General features: G+C 39.3%; 26 protein-coding genes, 1 tRNA gene and 3 pseudogenes. 13 read left to right on the top strand and 17 right to left on the bottom strand.

Annotated features, from left to right (window positions below; all coding sequences use genetic code 11):
• Nucleotides 1–40 precede the first annotated feature (40 nt).
• From ACTQWB_RS11255 to ACTQWB_RS11235, 5 genes are all read right to left on the bottom strand, one after another.
• The gene (locus tag ACTQWB_RS11255; RefSeq protein WP_441501748.1) at nucleotides 41–766 is read right to left on the bottom strand and encodes a response regulator transcription factor; all 726 of its coding nucleotides are present in this window, start codon (nucleotides 764–766) and stop codon (nucleotides 41–43) included.
• Entirely contained in the window at nucleotides 763–2643 is a 1881-nt protein-coding gene (locus ACTQWB_RS11250) for a sensor histidine kinase (RefSeq protein WP_441501747.1), read from the bottom strand. The genes ACTQWB_RS11255 and ACTQWB_RS11250 overlap by 4 nt, the downstream gene beginning before the upstream one ends.
• A gap of 21 nt (nucleotides 2644–2664) precedes the next feature.
• Complete coding sequence (locus ACTQWB_RS11245; RefSeq protein ID WP_441501746.1) at nucleotides 2665–3459, bottom strand: carbohydrate ABC transporter permease; 795 nt, start codon at nucleotides 3457–3459, stop codon at nucleotides 2665–2667.
• 3 nt (nucleotides 3460–3462) lie between these two features.
• Nucleotides 3463–4356, bottom strand: a complete 894-nt coding sequence (locus tag ACTQWB_RS11240) for a carbohydrate ABC transporter permease (RefSeq protein WP_441501745.1) — start codon at nucleotides 4354–4356, stop codon at nucleotides 3463–3465.
• 84 nt (nucleotides 4357–4440) lie between these two features.
• Complete coding sequence (locus tag ACTQWB_RS11235; RefSeq protein ID WP_441501744.1) at nucleotides 4441–5754, bottom strand: ABC transporter substrate-binding protein; 1314 nt, start codon at nucleotides 5752–5754, stop codon at nucleotides 4441–4443.
• A 395-nt stretch (nucleotides 5755–6149) separates the two neighbouring features.
• On the opposite strand from ACTQWB_RS11235, the gene ACTQWB_RS11230 reads away from it, so the two are divergent.
• From ACTQWB_RS11230 to ACTQWB_RS11185, 10 genes and pseudogenes are all read left to right on the top strand, one after another.
• Nucleotides 6150–7367 (top strand): ATP-binding protein, encoded by a 1218-nt coding sequence (locus tag ACTQWB_RS11230; RefSeq protein WP_441501743.1) that lies wholly within the window; start codon nucleotides 6150–6152, stop codon nucleotides 7365–7367.
• Nucleotides 7368–8056: 689 nt separating this feature from the next.
• Nucleotides 8057–8128: transfer RNA gene (locus ACTQWB_RS11225), tRNA-Arg, on the top strand.
• Between the two features lie 416 nt (nucleotides 8129–8544).
• Nucleotides 8545–8886: pseudogene (locus ACTQWB_RS11220) on the top strand (ParB N-terminal domain-containing protein); the annotation flags it as partial.
• Between the two features lie 16 nt (nucleotides 8887–8902).
• Nucleotides 8903–9517, top strand: a complete 615-nt coding sequence (locus ACTQWB_RS11215; protein ID WP_441501742.1) for a DUF6017 domain-containing protein — start codon at nucleotides 8903–8905, stop codon at nucleotides 9515–9517.
• Between the two features lie 17 nt (nucleotides 9518–9534).
• Complete coding sequence (locus tag ACTQWB_RS11210) at nucleotides 9535–9831, top strand: hypothetical protein (protein ID WP_441501741.1); 297 nt, start codon at nucleotides 9535–9537, stop codon at nucleotides 9829–9831.
• Nucleotides 9832–9846: 15 nt separating this feature from the next.
• The gene (locus tag ACTQWB_RS11205; RefSeq protein WP_441501740.1) at nucleotides 9847–10278 is read left to right on the top strand and encodes a hypothetical protein; all 432 of its coding nucleotides are present in this window, start codon (nucleotides 9847–9849) and stop codon (nucleotides 10276–10278) included.
• A 171-nt stretch (nucleotides 10279–10449) separates the two neighbouring features.
• The gene (locus ACTQWB_RS11200; RefSeq protein WP_347375505.1) at nucleotides 10450–10773 is read left to right on the top strand and encodes a helix-turn-helix domain-containing protein; all 324 of its coding nucleotides are present in this window, start codon (nucleotides 10450–10452) and stop codon (nucleotides 10771–10773) included.
• A 57-nt stretch (nucleotides 10774–10830) separates the two neighbouring features.
• Nucleotides 10831–11550 carry a hypothetical protein gene (locus ACTQWB_RS11195; RefSeq protein ID WP_441501739.1) on the top strand — a complete coding sequence of 240 codons (720 nt, stop codon included), beginning with the start codon at nucleotides 10831–10833 and terminating at the stop codon, nucleotides 11548–11550.
• A gap of 14 nt (nucleotides 11551–11564) precedes the next feature.
• On the top strand, nucleotides 11565–11903 hold the full coding sequence (locus tag ACTQWB_RS11190; RefSeq protein WP_441501738.1) for an MmcQ/YjbR family DNA-binding protein: 339 nt from the start codon (nucleotides 11565–11567) through the stop codon (nucleotides 11901–11903).
• Nucleotides 11900–12352: pseudogene (locus tag ACTQWB_RS11185) on the top strand (YaiI/YqxD family protein). The gene ACTQWB_RS11190 and the pseudogene ACTQWB_RS11185 overlap by 4 nt, the downstream one beginning before the upstream one ends.
• Nucleotides 12353–12575: 223 nt before the next feature.
• Here the strand turns inward: ACTQWB_RS11185 and ACTQWB_RS11180 are convergent.
• The 7 genes from ACTQWB_RS11180 to ACTQWB_RS11150 form a co-directional block, all read right to left on the bottom strand.
• Nucleotides 12576–13454, bottom strand: a complete 879-nt coding sequence (locus tag ACTQWB_RS11180) for a DUF445 domain-containing protein (protein WP_262655208.1) — start codon at nucleotides 13452–13454, stop codon at nucleotides 12576–12578.
• Nucleotides 13448–14779: a citrate/2-methylcitrate synthase gene (locus ACTQWB_RS11175; protein WP_416888015.1), complete on the bottom strand. Its 1332-nt coding sequence runs from the start codon at nucleotides 14777–14779 to the stop codon at nucleotides 13448–13450. The genes ACTQWB_RS11180 and ACTQWB_RS11175 overlap by 7 nt, the downstream gene beginning before the upstream one ends.
• On the bottom strand, nucleotides 14763–15290 hold the full coding sequence (locus ACTQWB_RS11170) for a hypothetical protein (protein WP_441501737.1): 528 nt from the start codon (nucleotides 15288–15290) through the stop codon (nucleotides 14763–14765). Before ACTQWB_RS11170 ends, ACTQWB_RS11175 begins: the two co-directional genes overlap by 17 nt.
• Before the next feature lie 51 nt (nucleotides 15291–15341).
• A complete protein-coding gene (locus tag ACTQWB_RS11165; protein WP_441141861.1) occupies nucleotides 15342–15845 on the bottom strand; it encodes a flavodoxin family protein in 504 nt (167 codons plus the stop codon).
• A gap of 108 nt (nucleotides 15846–15953) precedes the next feature.
• A complete protein-coding gene (gene groL, locus ACTQWB_RS11160; protein WP_441501736.1) occupies nucleotides 15954–17567 on the bottom strand; it encodes a chaperonin GroEL in 1614 nt (537 codons plus the stop codon).
• Nucleotides 17568–17592: 25 nt separating this feature from the next.
• Nucleotides 17593–17880, bottom strand: a complete 288-nt coding sequence (locus tag ACTQWB_RS11155) for a co-chaperone GroES (RefSeq protein ID WP_441141863.1) — start codon at nucleotides 17878–17880, stop codon at nucleotides 17593–17595.
• A gap of 211 nt (nucleotides 17881–18091) precedes the next feature.
• Entirely contained in the window at nucleotides 18092–18523 is a 432-nt protein-coding gene (locus tag ACTQWB_RS11150; protein ID WP_154433057.1) for a MarR family winged helix-turn-helix transcriptional regulator, read from the bottom strand.
• 340 nt (nucleotides 18524–18863) lie between these two features.
• Between ACTQWB_RS11150 and ACTQWB_RS11145 the strand changes: the two genes are divergently transcribed.
• Nucleotides 18864–19304, top strand: a complete 441-nt coding sequence (locus ACTQWB_RS11145; RefSeq protein ID WP_441501735.1) for an Hsp20/alpha crystallin family protein — start codon at nucleotides 18864–18866, stop codon at nucleotides 19302–19304.
• 72 nt (nucleotides 19305–19376) lie between these two features.
• On the top strand, nucleotides 19377–19910 hold the full coding sequence (locus ACTQWB_RS11140) for an HdeD family acid-resistance protein (RefSeq protein WP_154433055.1): 534 nt from the start codon (nucleotides 19377–19379) through the stop codon (nucleotides 19908–19910).
• A gap of 591 nt (nucleotides 19911–20501) precedes the next feature.
• On the opposite strand, the gene ACTQWB_RS11135 is transcribed toward ACTQWB_RS11140, so the two are convergent.
• From ACTQWB_RS11135 to ACTQWB_RS11115, 5 genes and pseudogenes are all read right to left on the bottom strand, one after another.
• The gene (locus ACTQWB_RS11135) at nucleotides 20502–21467 is read right to left on the bottom strand and encodes a hypothetical protein (protein ID WP_441501734.1); all 966 of its coding nucleotides are present in this window, start codon (nucleotides 21465–21467) and stop codon (nucleotides 20502–20504) included.
• 70 nt (nucleotides 21468–21537) lie between these two features.
• Complete coding sequence (locus tag ACTQWB_RS11130) at nucleotides 21538–22254, bottom strand: AAA family ATPase (RefSeq protein ID WP_441501733.1); 717 nt, start codon at nucleotides 22252–22254, stop codon at nucleotides 21538–21540.
• A 112-nt stretch (nucleotides 22255–22366) separates the two neighbouring features.
• Complete coding sequence (locus ACTQWB_RS11125; RefSeq protein WP_441501732.1) at nucleotides 22367–24787, bottom strand: DNA methyltransferase; 2421 nt, start codon at nucleotides 24785–24787, stop codon at nucleotides 22367–22369.
• A 12-nt stretch (nucleotides 24788–24799) separates the two neighbouring features.
• Nucleotides 24800–24979: a helix-turn-helix domain-containing protein gene (locus ACTQWB_RS11120; protein WP_441501731.1), complete on the bottom strand. Its 180-nt coding sequence runs from the start codon at nucleotides 24977–24979 to the stop codon at nucleotides 24800–24802.
• Nucleotides 24980–24998: 19 nt separating this feature from the next.
• Nucleotides 24999–25253, bottom strand: a pseudogene (locus tag ACTQWB_RS11115) (single-stranded DNA-binding protein); the annotation flags it as partial.
• Between the two features lie 641 nt (nucleotides 25254–25894).
• Here ACTQWB_RS11115 and ACTQWB_RS11110 point away from each other — a divergent pair.
• On the top strand, nucleotides 25895–26087 hold a 193-nt coding region (locus ACTQWB_RS11110), incomplete at its 3' end, for a hypothetical protein (RefSeq protein ID WP_441501730.1).

The raw sequence follows: 26087 nt of genomic DNA, 5'->3' as shown, positions 1-26087 counted from the left end.
AACTGCTCTTTGATCTTTACTCTTTGATTCTTGTATCCTGCTATTTACGGAATTGCGAAGGTGTTACCCCCACAATTCCCTTAAATATTTTTGTAAAAATACGGTAATCACTGAACCCAACCTTTTCTGCCACAACCGTGATCGGCTCATTTGTCTTCTTTAAATATTCTTTTGCCTTCTCCACACGCGCCTGATTCAGATAGGTATGATATCCATATCCCAGTTCCTTTTTAAACAACTGACTAATATAATTCGGATTCAGATTCATATTACGGGCCAATAAAGTAAGCCTCATATCCTCGTTTTCAAGATTTTCGTTGACATAATCGACTACTTTTTTCAAGGTATCCGACAAAATCATCTGACGGTCTGGATTTTCCATTATTTTCGTAACAATACTCTCAATCACTTCTCCAAAAGCATCAAAATCAATTGGCTTCAATAAAAAATCTGAAACTCTCAGCCGAAGTGCCTCCTGGCAATAGGAAAACTCATCATATCCAGTCACCACGATCATATAAATAGGGTGATCTACTGGTACACTTTCCTGAATCGCCCGGATTGCTTCCAGCCCGTTCAGTTTGGGAAGATTAATATCCATGATCACAATATCTGGATTTAATTCTCCCGCCATTTTCACTGCTTCCTGTCCATCCATAGCAGTTCCCACAATTTCACAATTGTATTTCTGCCAGTCAAATAGCAATTTGTAACCTTCCAGAATAGCCGCTTCATCATCTGCTAAAAGTACTCTGCAATTTTTCATGTTTCCTCACTTGCTGTCCTGATCTTAATTTTTACAGTAGTTCCTCCAGTTTCATTTCTCATATAAACGACTTCTACGTTTTCCTTATAATACAGTTTTAATCTGCTTATTACATTGATTACGCCCAGATGGGTGCGATCCCCCTGGCTTTGGGTCTGTACACGGTAAAGAGCTTCATTGTCTTTGTCATTATAAGCATTTAATTCTGCAATTTTATCATCTGGAATTCCGATTCCATCATCAATCAGCCAAATATCCAGTTCTTTTTTATCCTGCTCATTTACCCATATACGAAGGGTAACCGTGCCTTGATAGCGTCTATCTTTCAAACCATGCATCAAACTGTTTTCCAGCAATGGCTGTAAAATAAAATTAGGAATCTCCATATCCAGCGCTTCCGGCATAATGTCCGAATGATACACAATATCTGAATACCGATAACACATCAGGCTCATATAGGCATCCAACATTTCCACTTCTTTCCTTACTGCAACCATGGAATCATGCACCTTGGTACTGAGCCGATAAAAGCTGACAAGCTTCATCAGCATCTGGGATACTTCCATATCTTTATTAATAGCCGCTTTCAGCCGGATCATATCCAATGTGTTATAAAGAAAATGAGGATTGATCTGTTGCTTCAGATACAGCATCGCCATTTTCTGTTCAGAAATCTCTGCCTTCTGCAACTCATCCTTCGCCTGATATTCTGAAATAACCAGATCATTCAGCCGACGAATCATTTTATTGAAAGAATCCTTCAGCACACCAACCTCATCCATATATCCAACCTCATAATGACGGGTCAGGTCATCTGGCTGAAAATTCTTAATATCTACAGAAAAATCAGTAAGACGCTTCAGATTTTTTCTGGTAAGCGCACCTACACTGAACAGCACCACCAGAGCACTTACAATCGTTATAATGATACAGGTAACCACCAGAGGTGTCAGTTCATCATATATAGATTCATAGGTTTTCAGTGTGATCAGAAGCATATTACTGTAACTTGAGCGCTGGTATGCACACAAGTATTTTTCTCCCTTCAGCTTCAGGCTGAAAGATCCTTTGGATCCATCCATATGATTTAGCAATTCCGGATAAACATCTGACAGATTCCCGCTGATAATCGTCTCATTAGAGCTACAGGCAATATTACTATTCTCATCCGCAACAATATAAGAAACATTACTTTCCAGATAACTGCTGCAGATTTTCTGTAATGTAAAAATCGGAGTCCGCAGTGCAATATAACCGATTACCTCATATGGAGAAAAGCTGCGGATCGGACGCACCAGATAGATATTATTCTCCTGGAAAATATTCTTCGTGTAGGTTTGAACATACTTGAATCCTTCCGGAAGTGTATCCATATACATATGGCACCCTGAAATATTGGTAGTAAGATCGGAATTTACTTTTACCTTCTGGAAAAAGGGTGTCACATCCCATTCAAAACCCAGAAACGGATTAGCCACATCGCTGTAGAACACCATATCATCCTTGTTAAAAATATAAATTCCTTTTACATCATCTCTGATGGAAATCATGGAAGAATACAACTTTGTCAGATATTCATCGTTCTCCATCTTTTCATTAAAGGAATAATCAGTGCCCTTTAGAATGTCTTGTACGGTCTGATCTGAAAATGCAATCAGGGATACTCTTCCCATATCCTTCAGGGTATTATCAACGGAATTTAAGGTATTAGAAATGTACACCCTCATCATCTGGGCATCACGGTCAATATGATATTCCACATTCAGCTCCAAAGTCGCCAGAATACTTAAAAGACATGCAATGATAAAGATGCCAATATTCGTAATGCTGATACGTTTTACTATGCTGATTTTTTTGCGGGAAGAATTCTTTTTCATAAAAACAGGCCGTCCTTTGGATTATCCCTTCACAGCTCCTGCTGTAAGACCTGCCATCAATTGCCTGGATGCAAAAATATAGAACACGGCAATTGGAAGAAGGCAGATAATACATGCTGCAAAAAGATTATTTATTGTAAATCCGGAGCCCGAGGTTGTCTGTGCAAATCGAAGCGGCACAACAGAAAGTGGCTGTTTGGTGGTATCATTAATAAAGATAATTGCCATCTGCAGCTCATTCCATGCGGAAAGGAAGGTCTGGATCAATACAAACACCAGTCCTGGCTTGGCGATTGGAAGCATAATCTGTAAAAATGTGGTCCACTTATTGGCGCCATCAATTTTCGCCGCGTCAATCAGCTCATCTGGCAATGCATTATAATAATTTGTCAATACCATAAGATTGAAGCAGGCACTTGCTGTGGCATATGGAAATACCAGTGACCAACCGGTATTATTCAGATGAAGACCTCTTACGATCTGATAAAGGGGAAAGATCAACGCAGAGGTAGGAATCATCATACCAGTAAGAATCAGATAATACACTGCCTGTTTATGCGGGAATTCCAGCTTGGAAAATGCGTATGCGGCCATCGAAACTACAAGCGCAACAACAACAAGGGTTCCTCCTACCACGATAATACTGGTAATAACGTTTGGAATCAAGTTGAAATATTCGAAGACTTTTGTATAATTGCCAAATCCATTTACTGCCAGTGATTTTTCTACCATCAGATACAGTGGAAAGACCAGGATGACCAGCAGCGCCACACAGATAACCTGAGTGACAATTTTATATGGTAATGAATTTTTCATCAGCTAGTTCATCTCCTTGTCTTTTTTATAGTAAATCTTTAATTGGATCACAGTCAGCACCATAGCAATCAGAAACATAAACACAACAATGGTAGACGCCTGCCCCTGTTGGAAGGTGTTAAAAGACTTCGTGTATATATATGTAGAAAACGTTTCTGTCGCATGAGCTGGTCCACCATCTGTCAATACATAGGAAAGGTCAAAAAACTTCAGTGCACCCAGAATATCCAGAATGATCAAAGTAATATGTGTACCACGCAGAAGCGGAAATGTTATGTACACAAACTGCTTGAAGCTTCCAGCTCCGTCAATGGTAGCAGACTCATAAAGTTCCTGTGGAATATTCAGCATATTGGTGTAGTACATCAGCATGCTGTAACCTGTCCACTGCCAGATATTTACAAACAACAGACAGGCAAGGGCTGTTTTTGGCGTTGCCAGCCATTGCTGACAAAGAAAATCCAAATGAAGTGCCCTCAGAATTACATTCAGGTATCCACGGTTTGTTTCAAAAATCTTGGAAAATACAGTACCGACAATTGTAGAGGTGCAAATCGCCGGAAGATAAAAAAGGATTCTGTAAAATCCTGAAAATTTTATTTTCCTGATAAAAAAGGATGCCAGCATCAACCCCAGCGCAGACTGAATAACAGTAGTTGCAATGGCAATCACAACAAAATTCCAAAATGTTTTTTTCATTACAGGATCAGCCAGAAGCTTCGTGTAGTTTGCAAAGCCTACAAAAACCTTCTCCACACTGATTCCATTCCAGTCATAAAAGCTAATGATAATGTTATAAATGATCGGATATGCGAAAAACACAAGGAACAAAGCCAAAAGAGGTAATACAAATAGAAAACTGGTAAAAGAGTCTTTCCGTTTTCGAGCCGAGACCATAGTTTTCCTCCTGCTATAAAAATATATTATGCTTTTGTAAAAGGCTGCCCTGGGAATGAGGGCAGCCTTTTATTTTATTTTTATTTATCTCTCCTGTGCCTGGGAAGCTGCTTCAATTGTCTCTGCTGCCTCTTCTGGTGTCACATCTCCCAGTGCCAGTTCTGTAAGCTCATTGCTGATGGTTTCTTTCAGCTCTGCATAAGCCATCTCTCTGTATCCACCTACATTATCTTTACCCTGCTCTACACAATAGTTAAGATTTTCAGTGCCATTCTCGTTCAGACCTTCTACATTCAGTTCCATGTCATTACGTGCAGGCATGTACTGTAACTGTCCGTTTACAAGAGTTTCTGCACCTTCATGGATCATCCAGTCAACAAATGTCCATGCTGCATCTTTTACCTTAGACTGATTATTAATAGCAAGAGATACGTCAACCGCTTCTTCTACTGGTGCGATCTTTCCATCATTGTTCCAGTCCATAAGGAATACCTTGTGATTAGCACCTTCGCCATTATAAACCTCCTGACTCTGCTCATCACTGTCTTTATATGCTCCAAGTGCCCAGGAACCATTGAGGATCATTGGGATAGAGCCCTCTTTCTGATACATATCTGTGGAATCTGTATACATTCCAACTCCAAGTGCTCCATCCTGGAAAATGCCATCTGTAAAGCAGTTCTGCCATATCTGGAAGGACTGAACCAGATCCTCATCTGTAAATGTGGTTTCTCCTTCAATTGCGGAATACAGCTTCTCTGTATTGATATCTGCTGCAATATTCATCCAGGTATCAATGTTGATCCAGGAATCCTTAGCTCCGATTACCAGTGGATATTCCCCGTTATCACGGAAGGTCTGGCAAACTTCTTTCAATTCATCATAGTTAGTTGGCAGCTCCAGATTGTATTTATCAAAATATTTCATATTTGCCCATACATATCCGGCGTAGCTAAGTCCAAGAGGAACTGCATAATACTCCCCATCATCACCCTGAAGAAGGCTCATTGCGTATTCGTTATAGTTTGATGCCCAGTCATCTCCATATTTGTCTACCAGATATGGCGTAAGGTCTTCTTCAAAATCACGGAATTCTTTATACATTGCTCCTGTCTGAACTCCGTAAACATCTGCTGCATCACCTGCTGAAAGATCAACTTTCAGTTTCTCTACGTGATCAGTATACGGCATAAACGTATAGTCAATCTGGATATCCGGATGCTCTTCTTCGAATTTTGCCAGCATGGCATGCGTGTACTCTTCATCGCCAGGGTTCCATGTCTGGAATTTTACAACGGTCTTCTCTCCACTATCCCCGTCTTCTGCGAAAACAAATTGTGTAGGCATAAGTGCAGCCATAACACCAGCCATCAGGATACATACCATTTTCTTTTTCATGTTTCAAATCTCCTTTCATAATGGAATCACGTTTTGTTTTATTTGACTATAATTTATCATCTCTCCCAAGTTTTAGATAGGCGTTTTCGTTATAAAAATGTGTCAAAAAATTAGTTTTATGTTCATTTTGTATATTCTTATTGCATTCGCATTATTCAAGAGCCGTTACAATGTATTTATTCACATGCCGCTCATAAGGCCGGTCAAAGCCTGATAGCCGCAGTTCCTTTTTCTCATCAATCCCCATACGATGTGAAGCTGTTTTCGTTCGTATCTGTCGATTTTTGTAAAATTATACAATTTATCAGTTATATCTTATAAATTTACAAAAGCAGCGTTGAATTTCAGATATAAATATGATAAGCTATACTCAGTTACAGGTAAGGAGGCTGATTATGATGATTAAACGTGAAATGTATATGAAGCGCATCCGTCCATTTATCGAAACGGACCTGATAAAAGTCATGACTGGTATCCGCCGATGCGGTAAATCTGTCATGTTAGAGCTGATCAAAGAAGAACTTATAGAGTCCGGTGTTAATCCTGCTCAGTTTATCTCTATCAACTTTGAGGATTTAAACTACGCTCATCTGCAAACTGCAAAAGCATTACATGATGAGATTACCGGAAGGGCTGCGGATATCCCCGGCAAGGTCTATCTTTTTTTCGATGAAATTCAGGAGGTAAAAGACTGGGAGAAGTGTATCAACTCCCTGCGTGTAAACCTTGATTGCGACATATATATCACCGGCTCAAACGCCAGGCTCCTGTCCAGCGAGCTTTCTACCTATCTCGGCGGACGCTATGTAAAGTTCATCATTTACCCATTCTCCTTCGCGGAATTTCTAGAACTGTACCGTCCCATCGCACCTGATGAATCCATTCAGAGATGCTTTCAGAAGTACCTTATATCCGGCGGTATGCCGTACCTTGCCCATATTCGCTATGAAGATGCTCCTTCCAAGTTGTATCTCCATGATCTGTTTAACTCTGTCCAACTCAAGGACATTGTGACGCGGAACAAGATTCGTGACGTAGACTTGCTGGAACGCATCATTACCTATGTAATTGCGAATGTAGGTACGACCTTCTCCGCTACTTCTCTGGCAAAGTTCCTCAAAAGCGAGAATCGAACTATTGCACCGGAAACCATCCTTAACTACATCAAATACTGCTGCGATGCATTTTTATTCTATCAGGTCAAGCGCGAAGATTTGCAGGGAAAACAGATTCTTGCCTCTAATGAGAAATATTACATTGCCGACCATGGTATCCGGGAGGCTGTTTTCGGCGGTAATATGCGTGACATCAACCTCATTTTGGAGAACATCGTGTATCTGGAACTACTGCGCCGGAACTATAAAGTAACCGTCGGCAGAACTGGTAACAAGGAAATTGACTTTGTCTGCGACAAGCGCGGAGAAAAACTGTATGTTCAGGTTACCTATCTGCTGGCATCCGATGAAACCATCCAGCGCGAGTTCGGCGCATATGATCATATACGCGATAATTACCCGAAATATGTTGTCTCTCTGGATGAGTTCGACATGAGCCGCAATGGAATCAAACACCGCAACATACGCGATTTCCTGTTGGCAGAAGAATGGAATTAAAAGAAAGTTACTGTTCACTCCGTTCACAGAAAACACCTCGCGGAATGCTGCCAGTGAACAGTAACAAAAGAAAATACAAACTTACTTGGAATATTAATTGGACTTGTAATTTATCCCAAATTATAGTACAATATTTCCCGTAAGTTCGTTCCCTTAGTTAAACGGATATAATAAGGGCCTCCTAAGCGGTGACCAGAGTTATCGCCTCGGCGTATAACAGAAAAATGAATTTGAGTTCGATTCTGTTATGTGATGTCACAATTAAGAGGACATGCGTTTTTGGAAAAGGCGATAGCTTCATACCAAAAAATTTCATCATATAAGATTGATTCAGCTGACGCAAGTCAGTTTTAAATCATAAAATCCAATGCCGTTGAAATGGCTGAAAACCTTGATTTTAAGCCAAAAATCCGGTATTTGTCCTGTTAGTTTAATGGATAGAACAAGTGCCTCCTAAGAAGGAGCCGCGGCTGAACCCTGAGGGAAAACAGAAAAAAGAACTTGGAGTTCGAATCGATTCTGGAAGAGACAAAATTAACAACGAAGCTTTCCCCATTCTGGCGGATGCTCTACTGTTAATAAAATGAATAATCTGATGATATCCAGCTAATCAAAATTAGCTGAAAATCATAAAACGGTTACCGAACCAAAGTGGCAAAAATCCAGTGTTTAAGCCAAAAATCGGTAATGTCCTCTTAGTTTAACGGATAAAACAAGCGCCTCCTAAGCGCTAGCTGTGGGTTCGATTCCCGCAGGGGACGGTTGCAAACAAAGCGGTAATGATTAGCAGAAAATGCTATGTCATGAACCGCTTTTTTGTTTTCAATTAGATGAAAAAAAAGCAGGTCGGGAATGAATTTCCAGCTAATTTGAAGTGATTTTCGTTAGCTGGCGGCTAATCAAAAATACTGTTTTGCAAACAGGAAAAAATACGATTTCTGCTAACATCGGGGTTCAGTCTTGTTGCAACCTCAGATTGGGGATGTAAAACAGTGTAAAAAGGGGTAAAATTCTTTATGGAGTAAACCCTCTGCAAATTTTGGTTAGCTGAAACAATAGAATATTTCATTAGCTACAGCTAATGGCAATCGAGATGCTCGTTTGGATCAGATTCAATAAAAAAGAATCTAATCTGAACGGGCTTTTTTGTTTGGATTACAGGAAAAGGAGGAGTTTAATGGCAGAAAAAGAAACAGCCACTCGGTTTGATGATGAACAGATAATTGAAATTGAGATTGAAAGGCTCAGATCTTTTAAAAACCATCCATTCAAGGTTGAAGATGATAAGGATATGCATCTTCTGAAAGACAGCATAAAGAAATATGGTGTTTTAAATCCGCTGATCGTCAGACCTGTACCAGATGGTGTATATGAAATCATTTCAGGTCACAGAAGAAAATATGCGGCACAGCAGCTTGGATATCGGAAAGTACCTGTGATCATCCGGGTTATGAATGATGAGGAAGCCATTATAAAAATGGTGGATTCTAATCTTCAAAGGGAACGGATCAGTTACAGTGGTCTATGAGGAACAGGTGGAACAATCAGCAGAGGAAGCACAGAAGTTTACAAAACAAACCAATGTTGATACTCTGGAAAATGCAGAAGTTTATAAAACAAACTCCATGAAGTCCCAAAAACAAACTTCAAGAAGTCCTGAAAATAAACTTCAAGAAGTTTGCAATTCAAACTCTAATTATAATAATACTAGCAATATTAAAGAGAGTAAGAATAAATCAGATCAAATCATATCTGATAGAGAAAGATCGGATACCGATGTGCAGGATATGCTGTCTGCCTATCAGGAACTGATCAAAGAAAATATAGATTTTGACTCTCTGATCATGGCTCACAAGTATGACGAACCATTGATCCAGGGAATATATGAGCTGATCGTAGAAACGGTTCTGTGCAGCAATGAAAAGATCCTGATCGCAAGCAACTGGTATCCGGCAGAACTGGTACGTAGCAAGTTTTTAAAACTGAATTATTCCCACATCGAGTATGTTCTTGAATGTTTCAAGAAGAATACATCAAAGGTGAAAAATATCAAGAAATATATGCTGGCAGCATTGTTCAATGCCTCGACAACAATCGATGGGTACTATAAGGCAGAGGTGAATCATGATATGCCACAGTTTGCTGTCTGACTGAGAGGAGGAGAAAGATGTTTTGTTTAAAAATCATTGGAAAAATATTATTGATTCCGGTCTGGTTTATTCTCATAATCGTGGGAATAATCGTTAAGCTGGTTGTGAATATGGTTTCAATTGCTAAATCATTTGTAGTGCTTGGACTAGTAGCTTTGGTAATTGGAACAATTATCTGTTACCAGGATTGGATGCAGGTTGCATTTTTGCTCTGCCTGATCGTTTCAGCATTTCTGGTTTTGTATGTAAGTGCATTTATAGATGCTGCGATTGATCTGGCCCGGGAAAAAATAGTAAGAATATTGTTAGCATAGAGGGGGAAAAGAACCATGAGTAAAGAAAATGATTATATCCAATTGCCACCGCTTCGAAGAGATACGGATTTGAAAGTGATTATGGCATTGTGGGAATATGTAAAGATGCCAGAAGAATCAAGACAAAAGGTCTTGGCATTTTTAGATGAATCAGAGAATAATAATCCAAGTGGGGAGCTTCCCCCACTTGATTATCTTCAATCACTTCCCGTTGAAGATATCAATGATTTTGATAAAGTTATAGGAAAGATTATTAATGGCATTATTGTAGAAGCTTGTGATCTGGCTTGTTGGGTGTATGTTTGTAAATTTATAGAAGGATTGTCATTGGAGCAGATTGTGAATCAAAATAGAAGCGCAGAACAGTTTATTTTTGCTCTATTTTCTATGTTTGATAAATACATAGATATGCCTGATAACGATAACAATAATATCAGACCATCATGAGTAAATTGATGCAGAACTGGGAATAAATATGCTATACTAATGTAGTTCCTTATTTTTTTACCTGTATACTTCGTTATACCTAAGTATTTTACATTGGAATATACAATCTGATAAGTTTCCTTAATTATAAGTACAATAAGGGTATCATATCGGAAATGAGGTGTAGAATACTTGCAAGCTGAGAACTATATTATTGCCAGAATTGAGCAGTTGTGTGAAAAGAAGAAATTCAGCAGGTACAGACTCGCTCAGAAATCTGGTATTGCCCAGTCATCTATTTCTACATTGCTTAACAGGAAGAGTGTTCCAACGATTCAGACTCTTGAGAAAATATGTGAGGGATTTGATATCACCCTTGCACAGTTTTTTGCTGGTGATGAAGAAATTCCTGATTTAACAGCAGATCAGAAACAGCTGCTTTCTGACTGGAATGCGATGGATGAACATCAAAAAGAGCTGGTAAAAGCGTATATACAGGGCATTATTAGAAAATAAGGACGTCTGTGCTGAGGGATGGCATAGTACGTCCTTATTTCAGCTTCGGGGGTTTTTATGAAACGATATAATATTTTATGCTTTGTACTTCTAATAGGAATTACGCTATGTGGTTGCCAGGCACATCCTGCAGAAACATCAAAAACAAAACAACAGTTGGATCAGACGGAGTATGAATCCGATGATGACTTTGAATTGTCACTTCAATCATCAATCGGTAAAGAACAATGTTTTATTTGCGGAACACCGGCTGGTGGTCTTCTGGAATATTATAGAAAATTCGATTCGATTGGGATCATCCATTGGGCCGATATGTCAGTCACTGACACCCGGATCCGGGAATATGATGATGATGGAAATGAAAAGATTGATTCTGGACATATGAACACAATGGTAAATTCTTTTGGAGAGGATTATGGTTCTATTATGACATACTCTCAACCGGATAGATGTATTGCGGAACCAAATATACACCTTGGTGAGAAAGATACAATAGATTGTGAATCTCTTACAGATCAATTGTGTCAGGATTGTCTGGATAAGGTGTGTGAATTTTATGAAGATCAGGTAAACAGTGATAATGATGAATATCTGGAAAGCACAGGGTACTCTCTGATCGATTTTACAACAGGAGAACTTTATACCCTATCCGATCCGTATCGCGGATATAGTATTCGGGATTATATGATCCGATATGATTATAGAGAACAGGGAGACGGAGAAAAGTATATAGATTTGTTAATCTTCTATGCCCCGGTTCGTGGAGAGGAAGATTAAGAAAAGAGGAAACTATGCAGACAAGGCAGGAGGCAATACAATATTGTCATTCATTTAAAGATGTATATGAGGATTATCCTTTTCATGATGATAACTGGTGTGTCATGCGTCATAAGAAAAATAAGAAGACATATGCGCTTATCTATGATAAAGATGGACATATTTGGATCAATGTGAAGTGTGATCCGGAATGGAGAGAATTTTGGAGAAGTGCTTTTGCAGCGGTTGTACCGGCATATCATATGAATAAAAATCACTGGAATTCTATTATTTTGGACGGAACTGTTCCGGATCAGGATATAAAACGGATGATTGCGGAAAGTTATGATTTGACGAAAGGTAAGGTAAAATGAGAATATTAGTAGATGCGGATGCCTGTCCGGTGGTGTACATCGTAGAACGGACAGCAAAAAAATAAGACATTCCTGTTATACTCTTATGTGATACAAACCATGTTTTATATTCAGATTATAGTGAAGTGATTACGGTAGGGGCCGGTGCGGATGCAGTGGATTTTAAACTGGTCAGTTTATGCCGGAAAGGCGATATTGTTGTAACACAGGATTACGGAGTAGCGGCTATGATTCTGGGTAAAGGTGCATATGGTATTTATCAGAGTGGTAAATGGTATACAGATGAAAATATAGATCAAATGCTGATAGAGCGATATCTAGCGAAGAAAGCCAGAAACGCAAAGAAAAAACGTCATTTGAAAGGTTCGTCTAAAAAGACGGAGGAAGACGATAAAAGGTTTGAAGTGTTTTTGAATAAATTGATTGAGATGTATATTAAGGATAGGTAGCAGAAAAATAAGGACGTAGGGTTTCACTCCCCTATGTCCTTCTTATTCTATTCCCAATTCTACAAACTGGAGGTTATCTCTTACAAACAGTGTTCATCAATACAATCACAACTACACAGTAAATTCCTGTTGTCCTCTTGTCCTATTTGTGCTATATCATATATATCTTTTCATTCATCCATGAAAACTTAGTTTACAATCATTATCTTCTTTACATAAGAAATTATATAATAATATTTAAAACTCCTAAAACTGCACCTACTAAAGCCCCAAGATTTACAATTGTATCCAATTCTTTTTTCATCACAGTCAGCACCAGTTTCTCCAGACTATCTACATTCATAGCATTGATTTTATCTTCGATAATTTCTGCAATATTCAAATTACCGATCAGCTTTCCGATGACAGAATCAATTGCTTTGTGATAAAAATCTGCTACTATTTTTCGAACGGCTCCTTCCGAAATATTCATATGGTTACAGAGATCTATGACAGATTGTTCTCCTAACGTATCAATTTTAGTTTCCAGTTCTTCCTTTATAAAATCTGGTCCTTTTTCATTAATATACTTTACTATTTCTCCTCCAACAGGCTGTATCAGGGAATTAAGCATTTCATCATTCAGAAACATTTCCAACATGGAGCCCTTTGTTTTGGCTTTAACAGCTTTTCCGGCTTCCTGAACAATAAGATTATCCAGATTCATATGTTGAACAGAATCAAGGATCTGGCTGGACAGTTCAGAAATCAATCTGTTTTTTATCTCTTCATAATTCAACTCGGACGAACATACTTTTGAAACACAGGTATGAAGATCAACAGATAATCCCTGAACAATCTGATCCACAACAGCATTTTCTGTTTCCAAAGAAATCATTTTCTGTTTAATATCATCTTCCGTTAGAAGATCGTCCGCCACAATAATTCCGATTGCTCTGGCAAGCCTTGGCTTTCCTTTAGGAATTGCCCCCGGAGTAAAAGGAAGTTTTCGTCCAAAGATTCTGACTTCCTGTTTAGGATAAAACAGCATTTTGACAGCGATATAATTAGTACAGTATCCAATCAATGCCCCTATAATGGGTCCTGCCAGTTTTTCTAACATTTTTCTTTTTCCTCCATAACACTCATATAAGCCGGACGGATAATCTTATCTGTGCAGATCAGTTCTTCCATACGATGCGCACTCCACCCGACTACCCTCGCTACTGCAAAAATCGCAGTATATAATTCACGTGGAATGCCTAGCATGTCATATACAAATCCGCTGTAAAAGTCCACATTCGGGCTCACTCGTTTTATAGTATTTCTGTTTTCTGCAATCAGTTTAGGTGCAATCACTTCAACATTCTCATAGAGCTGGAGATCGCTCTCCCGGCCTTTCTCTCTTGCCAGCGCTTCCACATATTTTTTAAATACTCTTTCTCTTGGATCCGACAATGTATACACCGCATGTCCCATTCCGTAAATCAACCCTTTTTTGTCAAATACCTGTTTGTCAATTATCTTCATAAGATATGCTGATATTTCTTCTTTATCAGAAAAATCCTTTACATTTTCCCGTATATTATCCATCATCTCCACAACTTTTATGTTTGCGCCGCCATGCTTCGGTCCCTTCAAAGATGACATAGCGGCAGCAATTGTTGAATATGTATCTGAACCGGAAGAGGTCACCACTCTGGTTGTAAAAGTAGAATTATTTCCGCCGCCATGTTCCATATGAAGAATTAATGAAGTATCCAGAACTTTCGCTTCAACCGGTGTGTATTTCTGATCATGCCTGAGCATCATTAGAAGATTCTCAGCTGTAGACAGTTTCGGATCCGGATTATGGATATACATACTCTGGTTTTTTTCGTAATGATTATAGGCATGATATGCATATACAGCAAGGAGTGGAAATTCACTAATCAGTTGGATGCACTGCCGCAACGAATTACTGACGCTGATGTCTTTTGCCTTTTTATCATAAGCAGCCAGTGTCAGAATACTTCTTGTCATTGAATTCATAATATCCTCAGATGGTGCCTTCATAATAACATCTCTGGTAAAGTTCGTTGGAAGCGTTCTGCATGTGCCAATCACTTCCCGGAACTTTTTTTCTTCATCTTCTGAAGGCAATTCCCCCATCAACAGAAGATAAGCGATCTTTTCAAAACCAAGCTGTTCTTCTCCAAGATTGCCAATCAATTTTTCTACCTTATATCCACGATACCACAATTCCCCGTCACAAGGTACTTTTTCTCCATCTTTCACACATGATGATACAATACGGGAAATCTTAGTCAAACCGGTAAGCACACCTTTTCCATTTTCATCCCGCAGCCCCCGGTTAACACCAAACTCTTCATACAATCTAGGATCAATATGATCATTTTTCCGGCAGATAGCTTCATTCTGCACAGCATAATCATTCATCCGCTTCATCAGCTCTCCCATACGAATCGACCTCTCCCATCCCTTTTATTTCGCTGCACATCAGGTTATCCAGTTGTTTCATCATTTTTAATAATATGATCAAATTATCTTTTCCGAATTTGTTGATCACTTTTCCATAACATTCTCTCAGAATCATTTCCTGACCCTTAAACAGTTTCTGTCCCGTTTCTGTAACAGTCACATATGTTCCTTCACTTCCGCTTCCTTCATAAGACCACAGTACCAGTCCACGATCTTTCAGCTTTTCTACCATTTTTGATGTCTGCCGTATTGTCAGCTGCATCTTTTCTGATAAATCCTTTAAATACGTTCTCCCATTATTATTCGGAGAATTTTCTCTCTCAGATTCTATAGTATACAAAGCAATATACTCCTGAAGTGTCATTTTACGAAACAGTTCCTGTATTTTTCCTTTGTTCATCAGATACCGACGATAGGTTAATTCATTTGTAAACTTTCTGATTTCATTTGCATTCAATATTTCTCTCTGCTCTGGCATCTTCAACCGCTCCTCTCTTTTTATTTACATCAATACATGTTATTTTCTTATTTAATCCCCAATTTCTGCCTGAATTTTAATGGCAAAATCAACCGCATTTTCCAGATCTTCTTCATCCGGATGGGTATTTCCCAGTCGAAACATCTGCTGCATCTCTTTTTCTTTACTTGGCATCTGGCTGATCATAATTTTCCTTCTATCTGACTCCACATTCCCCTGACAGAGAAACATTCCCAGATACTCTCCCCCGTCCGGGTACCAGACTTCAAGATTTTTTTCAAGCTTTTCTTTATATTGTTCTGTCGGCACATAACCGCAGGTAACGAACACTGCATATTTTCCGCCTGTAATCTGCTCAAATACATCTGAGATATCCATGCTGCAGGAATAACCATGAATTCCAAACCCGATCAGATAGACATCCGCCGCAGGTATATCCTGCTCTGTATCAATATCTACAATTGTTTTATCCTCTGTATTTAAAGCACCATAGATCTTTTCTGCTATTAAACGTGTATTGCCACTTTTTGACTGATATATAACTGCATATTTCATAATGAACCTCATTTCATATAAAAATAATAAAAGAGAACAAAAAGAGGAGATGTACCAGCCATCTCCCCATTTTGTTGCTCTCCAGTTATTTGATTTTACCTGTTCTCTTTAATACATTTCCGGCTGTGGCTGCGGCGCAGGTGTATTTTCTTTAATGTCCGCTACCGCAGCTTCTGTAGTAAGAAGTGTAGCTGCCACACTTACCGCATTCATTAATGCGTTCTTTGTTACCTTCACCGGATCAATAATACCCTGTTTCATCATATCCACAAAGGTTTCTGAGGCTGCATCAAATCCCATGCCAGGCTCACTCTTCTTTACCTTGTCTACGATAACCGGGCCTTCCAGACCGGCATTTTCCACAATCGTATACAGTGGTGCTTCCAGTGCCTTTGCTACGATTCCGGCTCCGGTCTTCTCATCACCCTCCAGAGCTGCCAACAGTTCCTCTACCTTTTTCTGTGCATGGATATATGCAGATCCGCCGCCGCAGATAATGCCTTCCGATACGGCTGCTTTTGTTGCGTTCATGGCATCTTCCATGCGGTATTTAGCTTCCTTCATTTCTGTTTCTGTTGCCGCGCCGACACGGATCACTGCAACGCCTCCGCCCATCTTAGCGATACGATCCATGAGTTTATCTTTATCAAAATCGGATGTTGTTTCAGCCATCTGTCTCTTCAGGCTGGCAATGCGTGCATCAATGTCTTCCTTGTTCCCGGCACCGTCTACGATCGTAGTATTTTCCTTTGTAACCTTTACAGATTTTGCACGGCCAAGCATGTCCATCGTGGTATCTTTAAGTTCAAGTCCCAGATCTTCCATGATCACCTGACCGCCGGTAAGTGTTGCGATATCTTCAAGCATTGCCTTTCTGCTGTCACCATATCCCGGTGCCTTTACAGCAACGACCTTCAGAGTGCCTCTCAGTCTGTTGACAATCAATGTGGTAAGTGCCTCTCCCTCCACATCTTCTGCAATGATCAGGAGTTCTTTCCTCTCTCTCATCACATTTTCCAAAACAGGAAGGATATCCTGGATGTTTGAAATCTTCTTATCTGTCATGAGGATATAAGGATCCTCCATGTTGGCGATCATTTTTTCTTTATCATCACACATGTATCCGGAAAGATATCCATTGTCAAACTGCATACCTTCGACTAAGTCGATCTCCGTCTTCATGGTCTTTGATTCTTCAATCGTAATAACGCCGTTCTCTCCGACTTTTTCCATTGCATCGGCAATCATCTCACCGACTTCTTCATTACCGGAAGAGATTGCAGCTACTTTTGCAATATGATCCTTACCGGTAACAGGATGGCTCATTTCTTCAATTGCCTGCACAGCCACATCTGCTGCCTTCTTCATTCCTTTTCTTAAAACAATGGCATTTGCACCTGCTGCGATATTTTTCATTCCTTCTTTTACAAGTGCCTGTGCCAGAACTGTAGCTGTTGTTGTTCCATCTCCTGCAATGTCGTTTGTCTTGGTAGCCACCTCTTTTACAAGCTGTGCGCCCATATTTTCAAAACGATCTTCCAGTTCGATCTCTTTTGCAATGGTCACACCATCGTTTGTAATTAATGGTGCACCGTAAGATTTATCCAGTACAACATTTCTTCCTTTTGGCCCCAATGTTACCTTTACTGTATCTGCCAGTCTGTCTACACCGGCCTCCATCTTTTTTCGAACATCAATATCAAAACTAATCTCTTTTGCCATGATAATTTCCTTCTTTCAACACTTTCTATTTCTCTACAATTGCCAGAATATCGTCCTGACTTACAATTTTATATTCTTCGTCGCCAATTTTTACTTCTGTGCCGCCGTATTCAGAAATAATGACTTTATCTCCTTCTTTTACCTGCATGGGAACTTTCTGTCCGTCTTTACATTTTCCCGGACCAACTGCGATTACTACAGCTTCCTGCGATTTTTCTTTTGCGCTGTCTGGCAGAATGATTCCTGATTCTGTCTTTTCTTCAACATCCTGATACTGAAGAACTACTTTGTCACCCAATGGTTTTAATTTCATATGAATAACCTGCCTTTCTTTTGTTAGCACTCTTGCTTGTTGAGTGCCATCGTGTTTCGCAAAAAATATGTTTCTTGCGAAACATGTTTTATTTTTAAATTATTTATTTTTAAAGTATTATATCACCTGTATTTCTCTTGTCAATAGGTTTCCAAAATAATTTAAAAAAGATGCGAAGCACCTTAACCATTACTTTGCATCTTTTGATCATCTAAATTAATTCATTTATATTTTTCCTGATTTTTTCCGATACTTCCCGAAAAACCTTCAATTCTTCTTCCGACACACCTTTTAAAATCATCCCGTTCATTGCTTCCCTTCTCTTCGTCATTTCTGTTACCAGATCCTTCGCATAATCAGATATTTCATAATGAATATATCTTCTATCATTCTTATCCGGTATCGCAATAAGATAATTTCTCCTGCAGAGACTGTCAACTGCCTGCGAAATATGTCCACGGTTCATCATCAACTGATGGTGGATATCCGTAGAGGTATTATGTGTTCCGCATTTTGACAGGAAGTATAATATCTCCAGTTCTGCTCTTTTCATATCATATTTTTCTCGTAATTCAACGCTCTGTTCCTCTAACAGCTTTTTAAACTGTCCTCCCTGCAATATGATATCAATTTGTGTATCCATTTAGTTCAGCTTCTTTCAATGTTTTTTTCATTCTATCACAAGTTTAATAATTCGTCACCATTTAATTTTAAACGACTTTTTTGTTTCCTCTTAATTAATGATTAACATCTGGAATCTATTCCGCTGAATCTAATATCAGTAATTATTTTATTTCGCAAAGTTCACAAAATCTTCACACAATTATTAGCACTCTCTATTGACGAGTGCTAATTCATATGTTATATTACACATAGAACAAAGAAAGAGAATATGATTTTTCTTCCTGATATTCATAAATCAACACTTCGGGTTTCTCCGATAGTGCAAACTTTAGTTTATGTCATGAAAGGAGATATGACTTATGTTAATGCCTAGTATTTTTGGAGAAAATTTATTTGATGATTTTATGGATGATTTTGCTTTTCCGGACATCGATAAAAAATTGTATGGAAAACATGCTCCCCATATCATGAAGACTGATGTGAAGGAAGAAGACAACGCTTACGAAGTGGCAATTGATCTTCCTGGATTTAAGAAAGACGAGATTCAGATCCAGCTTGAAAACGGTTATGTAACTGTAAGTGCAGCAAAAGGTCTGGATAAAGATGAAAAAGATAAGGAAGGAAAATATATCCGCCGCGAGCGTTATACCGGAAATGTAAGCAGAAGCTTTTATGTAGGAAATAATGTTCAGAGAGAAGACATCCATCCGAAATTTGAAAATGGTATTCTTTCCTTTACTGTTCCAAAAGAGCAGAAGGCAGTAGAAAACAACTCACATTATATTTCCATCGAAGGTTAATCTCAAACGGGCAGGGAATAAAACCCCTGCCTGTTTTAAAAGCCAAATGCAATCGGAAAAGAGGTTTTTGATATGAGTAAAACGACATCAAGAGTATTATGGATTTTAGCCGGAATCTTTCTGATTATAACCGGGATCGGATGTTTGAGGAATCCCGGAAAAATTCTTTATGGTCTTCCCATTATCTTTGGAGTTGCCATGATGTTTTCCGGCATTATAGATATTGTGATATTTGCAGCCGGTCATGATTATATGGCAGGATCTGGCTGGTTTCTTGCTGACGGCATTCTAACCGTACTGATGTCTTTATTCATTTTGGGAAATGGATGGTTTACAGCAATGACTATTTCCTTTATTTTAGGAATGTGGCTGATTTTTTCAGGTATCACCAAACTGGTTAATTCCTTTGACCTTCAAAAACTGGGAGTAAAGGGCTGGGGCTGGTTTACAGTACTTGGAATCCTTCTGACTGTGATTGGTTTTCTGTCATTCACACATCCATTTGCAAGTATTGCAGCTATGGCCTGGGTAATCGGATTTTTCCTGATCCTACAGGGTATTGTATCTGTCATGCGTGGATGCTTTTCCAATCGCTTCTGGATGTAAAATATAACAAAAAATAACATTGCCAAGGAGGAAAAAAGGCACCTCTTCATATAGATTCGGCTGCATACAAAATTGTGTGCAGCCTTTTTTAACGAATGCCTAATTCCAAAAACAATTTGAATATTCTTGTGCGATGAAATCGCACTTCCGGAAATCTGGAAATCAGATGTTTGGGAAGTGGAAATCATCTTATGCGAGTTTACTCGCGTAATGTTTTATTGCTAACTTCCCATGTTTTTCCTACTCAAACCAAAACGCGCCATCAATCACATGCTTTCTGCCAACTGTTCCTGTGTAATATTCTTTTCTTTTCGAAGCTCTTTAAGAAAACTTCCAACTTTTTCTTGTTTCATTTTGTTCCTCCTTCCACCGATAGATTAGTTTATTTCATCGATTTCAACCACGATACAAAGCGAGAAATTGATTTTTTTATATGGACAACCATGTCTATTTCTATTTTTTGCTTGCTTTTCCCAAAAAATAAGAATCCACATCCCGGCAAATTCAAATTAATGCGTGTTTGCAGACTCACCAAAAGACTGAAATTTGCAGCTATAAGTGATAACGCATTATGTATTCAACCAGTCCAAATCAGTGCCAAGTATTTATTTGTTCATCTGTAACTTCCAGTGATTGACGATCAATCAGATAGAAATCCAGAATAACCGGCGAAGATAATTGTGCGCCGTCCGTTCCATAATGATATTCTTCAAGAACATACTCGTTTCTCAAATCATCATAAGCCTCATTAAAAATCAGATGCTGTTCGATTCTTTCTCCAGAAGTAACCTCTGTTTCAGATAAAATCACAGCATAAGGACATCCTTTGGCAGACAGATAGAACTTGATCTCAGCATCCGTGTTTTGAGCTATCTCTCCAGCAATTCTCAATAATTCGCTTTTATATGCCTGGTATTCTTCCGAAAGCGGATAGCCGTCTTCATCGGTCTGCTCCTCGTCACAATTATCTAAAACAGGATCGTCTGTTGTTTGAGAATCCACTCCTGGTTTAGTTTCGTCCCCCTGCTGTTGCCGACTTTCCTCAAGTCTCTGAAGATTTTCTTTTCGACGTTCTTCATCAGTCTTTCCATACTTCGTTTCCAACTGATTAGAGTCTGTTTTTCCATCAAAATATAGAATGTACTGTTCATCATTCTGCTCTTCCCCACTAATCACAGCCTCCACGCTATCCTCCTTCCAGGTAACCTGCCATGAATCGGAATGAACAGAAGCACCATCATTTCTTACATCAAAAGAATACTTTGCAATCGTTCCTAATTCATCTTTAAGAACCAGTCTTGCATGTGTAAATCCAAATGGCCAGTCTGGGTCTCCTATCTGTTGAAACAGTAATTCATACTTCCCATCTTGAGAGATGGAAGAGTCAACTGAATTAACCCGATATCTTGTCGTATAGGTGAAGCTACCAATCAGAACCGTAAGCATTAAGCCCAAAGCAACTATGATTCCAAGTCCAATCCTTACCGCAGGTTTCTTTATGCAAACGCATCCAATCAAAGAAACAATAGTTATGACAACCACTATTGTAAATATCATTTCCTTCAACTCCCATATATAGCAATAAATTTAAAATTTGTTATCGTTCCAAAAAACTGAAAGTTTCACCTTATTCTGATAGTAATCTTCCAAGCAAAACTTCTCGATTATTAATAAACATTTCCGTGACTTTATAACTTTCTGTATCTTCATATTCACAATTATGCACTTTTCCGTCATCAAAAGATACAATCTGTGCGTCTGGTATCCCTAATAGAATAGGAGAATGAGTAACTATTATAAATTGTGAACCTTGTTTGGCGCATGAACATATTTCCATCAGTAAGGTTAATTGTCTTTGTGGAGATAATGCAGCCTCAGGTTCATCAAACAAATATAAACCATTAGGTCTTAACTGTTTTTGTGCAAGTGCAAGGAAACTCTCTCCATGTGATTTTTCGTGATATTTTTCTGATGGATGTGCAATATCTGCGTATTCCTCCTCTTTAGTTGCTACATTATAAAAGCTTTCCGCTCTAAGAAAATATCCCCATTTGGCTTTACGAAATCCTTTTGAAACTCTTATAGCTTCATATAATTGCGAGTGTGAATCATACGTTGAAAAGGAATAATTTTTTGTGCCTCCTTCTGGATTAAAGCCATACGCTACTGCAAGAGCTTCCAATAAAGTGGATTTACCGCTTCCGTTTTCTCCCACAAAAAAAGTAATTTGTTTTTCAAACACCAACTCTTCCAAATCTTTTATAGCTTCAATTTTTCTTAAGTAACTACTTTGTTCTATTTTATCCCAATCAATAGACAACCGCTGTATAAATTGTTCATTCATCTAATATCTCCCAAAACATATATAACAGAAAATTCAAAGTTTCTGTTCCCTATAAAATTAATCTATCGGGATTCACCAAATCGCCAAACAACGATTTTTATAATTCTTTTTGTCATTTTGCCAGAAAATTACTCTGTATCTCCATCGGCATGTGATAAGCCTGCCCGCGTTTCATCAGGCTGTAGAGCTTGAAGCTCATGAGTTCTGGACTGGCATTCAGGCTGCTACAGAATCCAAAGTAATTCAGGTCTTCATTTTTTGACATTTCAGCCACATCGTCATCTTCAAGGAGAAGATCGGCGGCAAACAGATTGGCTTCATATTCTGTAGAATCCATCATATTGTAAAGCACATCATCCTTCATTGGAGCCATTTTCAGCTGTGACCGGTGCAGGATGATATGCCCCAGTTCGTGTGCAGCAACGATGCGCTGCTCTTCTTCCGAAAGAAAACTGCTGATCATCGCTTTTGGCTCATTATCTAAAAAATCCTGATATTCATTTTCCTCAATAATCAAATGTCCACCATCAGCTGGTCGATTACCAGAAGTCATTTTATATACGTTACAAAGTGGTTTCGTACGAGTTTCAATAAACACATTTGGCGCACTTATCAAATACGCATTAATATTATCAACTTCTTTGAATCGTCCATCTACATACAATTTTCTTTTTTTAAGATTTTGTGCAACACTAAATCCAACTATTACACAATGTACATGAGCTTTTAAGCTCGCCTCACTATCCCAACGAAACGTCCTATGGGCAAAGTCAATGTGAATACCAAATCTTTCATATAAAGGCTTCCAAACGCCAGCAACCTGTTCTCCTTGTGTAATAGAATTGGTAGATACAAATGCAGTTCGTATTGCTGTTCCCTGCATAAATTTTGATGCTTTAAAATACCATCCTGCAACATAATCAATTTTACCGGCAGTCTTATATGGCTTTCCTTTTTCATCCATATAAATAGACAGAATATCATTTTTCTGTTCTTTACTCTGCAAGGAATATCCAATAAACGGTGGATTTCCCATAATGTACGACAATTGATTTTTTGGAACAACATCCTCCCAATCCAACTGCAAAGCATTACCTTCCACAATAAAGGCATTTGTTGTCAACGGAAGAAAATCCAAATTCATATGAACAATATCTTCTGTTTCTTTCATCATCTGGGATTCTGCAATCCACAGTGCCGTCTTTGCTACCGTAACTGCAAAGTCATTGATTTCAATACCATAGAACTGGTCAATGGATACCTGAATGGGCGATGAACCATCAAAGCCAAAAGTAATCTGACCACCCTGCAATTCTTTTATAACTACATTTTCCAATCGCCGGATACTGATATACGTTTCTGTAAGGAAATTTCCACTTCCTGATGCCGGATCCAGCCACCGCAGCCCTGCCAGTTTTTTCTGAAATTCTTTCAGTTTTTTCTCTTTTGTGCGCTGGACGGGTATTTGCCTGATCTCTTCCAGTTCATTTTTCAGGTCATCCAGAAACAGCGGATCAATCACTTTATGAATATTTTCAATACTTGTATAATGCATCCCGCCGGATCGTCTGGTTTCCGGATTCAATGTGCTTTCAAATACAGCTCCGAAAATAGTCGGACTGATTTCTGACCAATTAAAATCTGCGGATGCTTTTTCAAGCAGCAACTGACGGATTTCTTCTGTAAACTGAGGAATCTCAATATTTTCATTTGCAAATAAGCCGCCGTTTACATATGGAAACGCAGAAAGAGATTCTTCCAGATAGGGGTCTCTGTCTTTCGGTTTTGTGTCAAGCACCTGAAACAATTCGATAACGGCCTTTCTCATATGCTTTGCATCAAATTCTTCCAGATAATCATGAAACATACCATGTCTGCCAAAAATACCTGCATCCTCCGCATACAGACAGAATACAAATCTGACACATAGGATATTCAGGCTTTTCATTGCCCGTTCTGTTGTCGGGTCTACATATTGTTTTGCCAGTGCATCATAGAGCAGCCCGACAATATCACCCGCAGCAATGGAAACTTCCATTTCTCTCTGAAGGTTAGTATTCCCTTCTTCCACCAGAAATTGAAGCCGATAATACTCCCTTTCCAGTTCTTCTAACAAAATAATTTCCGGATCACCGCCCGGTTTTTCCATATCATAAATGTAAAAAGACTTAAAATTGCTGGTCACAATCCATCTCGGACGTTTCGAATACGGTAATTCTGATGAATATCTCTTCGCCTGCTCAAACGGTGTCAGCATGGAGCCATCAGACTGCTTAATTGCAGCCGTCAGGCTCTTGTTGATACTTTTCTGTTCAATCATGACATGCGTTTTTTCTATGTATCCATCTATAAAACTGGTATGATCAAGATGAACCTGATCTTCAAAAGAAATAAACTGGGAAATATCCGTAACACCAAATACCGTTGTCAATAACTCTACCCAGAATATCTGGCTGTCTCCTTTTTCATATCCCCGGTCTTTCCAGTTTTTTGCAAATATTTTTGCAGCTGCCCTTTGCTGTGCATCTGTCATTGCTGCAACCTCCTATACTTCATCATCGGTAAATTCCATCATCTCATCAACGGAACATCCCAGCTTCTTACAAATTTTCTCGACTGTTTCCATGGAAACATACTGATTTTTTCCCATTCGGGCAAGGATATTTCCACTGATGCCAGTCAGATTCTGCATTTCGATCCGTTTCATATTTTTATCAATCAGCAATTTCCACAGTCTGTTATAGCTTATCCTTATAGTTGCCGGTGCTGATACGACCACCAATTACGATACGCATCCCTTTCCGAAGATATTTTTGTGCAAATTCAGCGCTCCTGCCAAATGTAACACAGGAAATAAAATCTGCCTCCTGTTCCCCATCACGCTTATATCTGCGGTTCACAGCTAGCGTATATCTAGCCACTGCCATATCATTGTCTTTGCCGGCATATTTGATCTCCGGATTTCTGGTCAGTCTACCCATTAAGATAACTCTATTCATAGTTTTTGTCCTTTCTGCAGCTATGCTGCCATACAATCATCATTCGGTACCATTAATGCACTGGTTCCCGGCGGTCTGGTTCCATCATCAGGCGAAAACAATTCGCAGATATGGAAATATATCATCGAATACTGTTCTGACAAACATCTTCTTTCCAGCTTATTGCATAACCTGATGATTCTTTTTTTTATACAGTTGTTTAGGTCAGTTTACAAGGAACTACACGCAGACCGTGAAACGGGCTGCTGACAACAAACGGCGCTATGCTCCCGGCTGGGTGCATAGCACCTGTTTGTTGCGGGGGTTTCCAAAGGGGGCAGCGCCCCATTTGGCACACGACTTTGCGGAGCAAAGTGTAGTGTGTTATACGCTCTGTCGGCGTTGCCCTGAAAATACCGTTGCCGCCGGGGAGGGCAAGGGCATTTGACGCGGCAGGAAAGCAGGGCTTTGTTTGGGGCTGGTAAGCCGGAAACAAAGGGCTGATTTCAGCAGCAGACAGGGCGTATTATGAAAGCCCCCGTCCCTCGTCCTCCGCCCCCGGCCTATGGGACAAAAAGTCCCAAAGCTCTGGACACCGTGACCAGATGTGTGGCCACACTCCGGGAAAAGTAGCAGGACGGCAGGAAACCGTCAAGGCTGAAATGAATGGGCTGACGCCCGGCCTTGACCGTTCCCCGCCGCCCCGCTGGATGGGTGGACAAGGTGGCCAATCCCTAAAAGTGTTTGGCCGCACTCGTTCATTTTGGGGCCTTTCTTCTCCCAAAATTGAAATGGGCGGGAAAGCCCTAAAATGGCTTTCCCGCCTTGATTACCCATTAGCAAAGACGGGCGAGA

Source organism: Blautia sp. HCP3S3_H10_2 (assembly GCF_052122375.1).
GTDB lineage: Bacteria > Bacillota > Clostridia > Lachnospirales > Lachnospiraceae > Blautia_A.
This window is presented reverse-complemented; position numbering and strand designations above follow the sequence as displayed.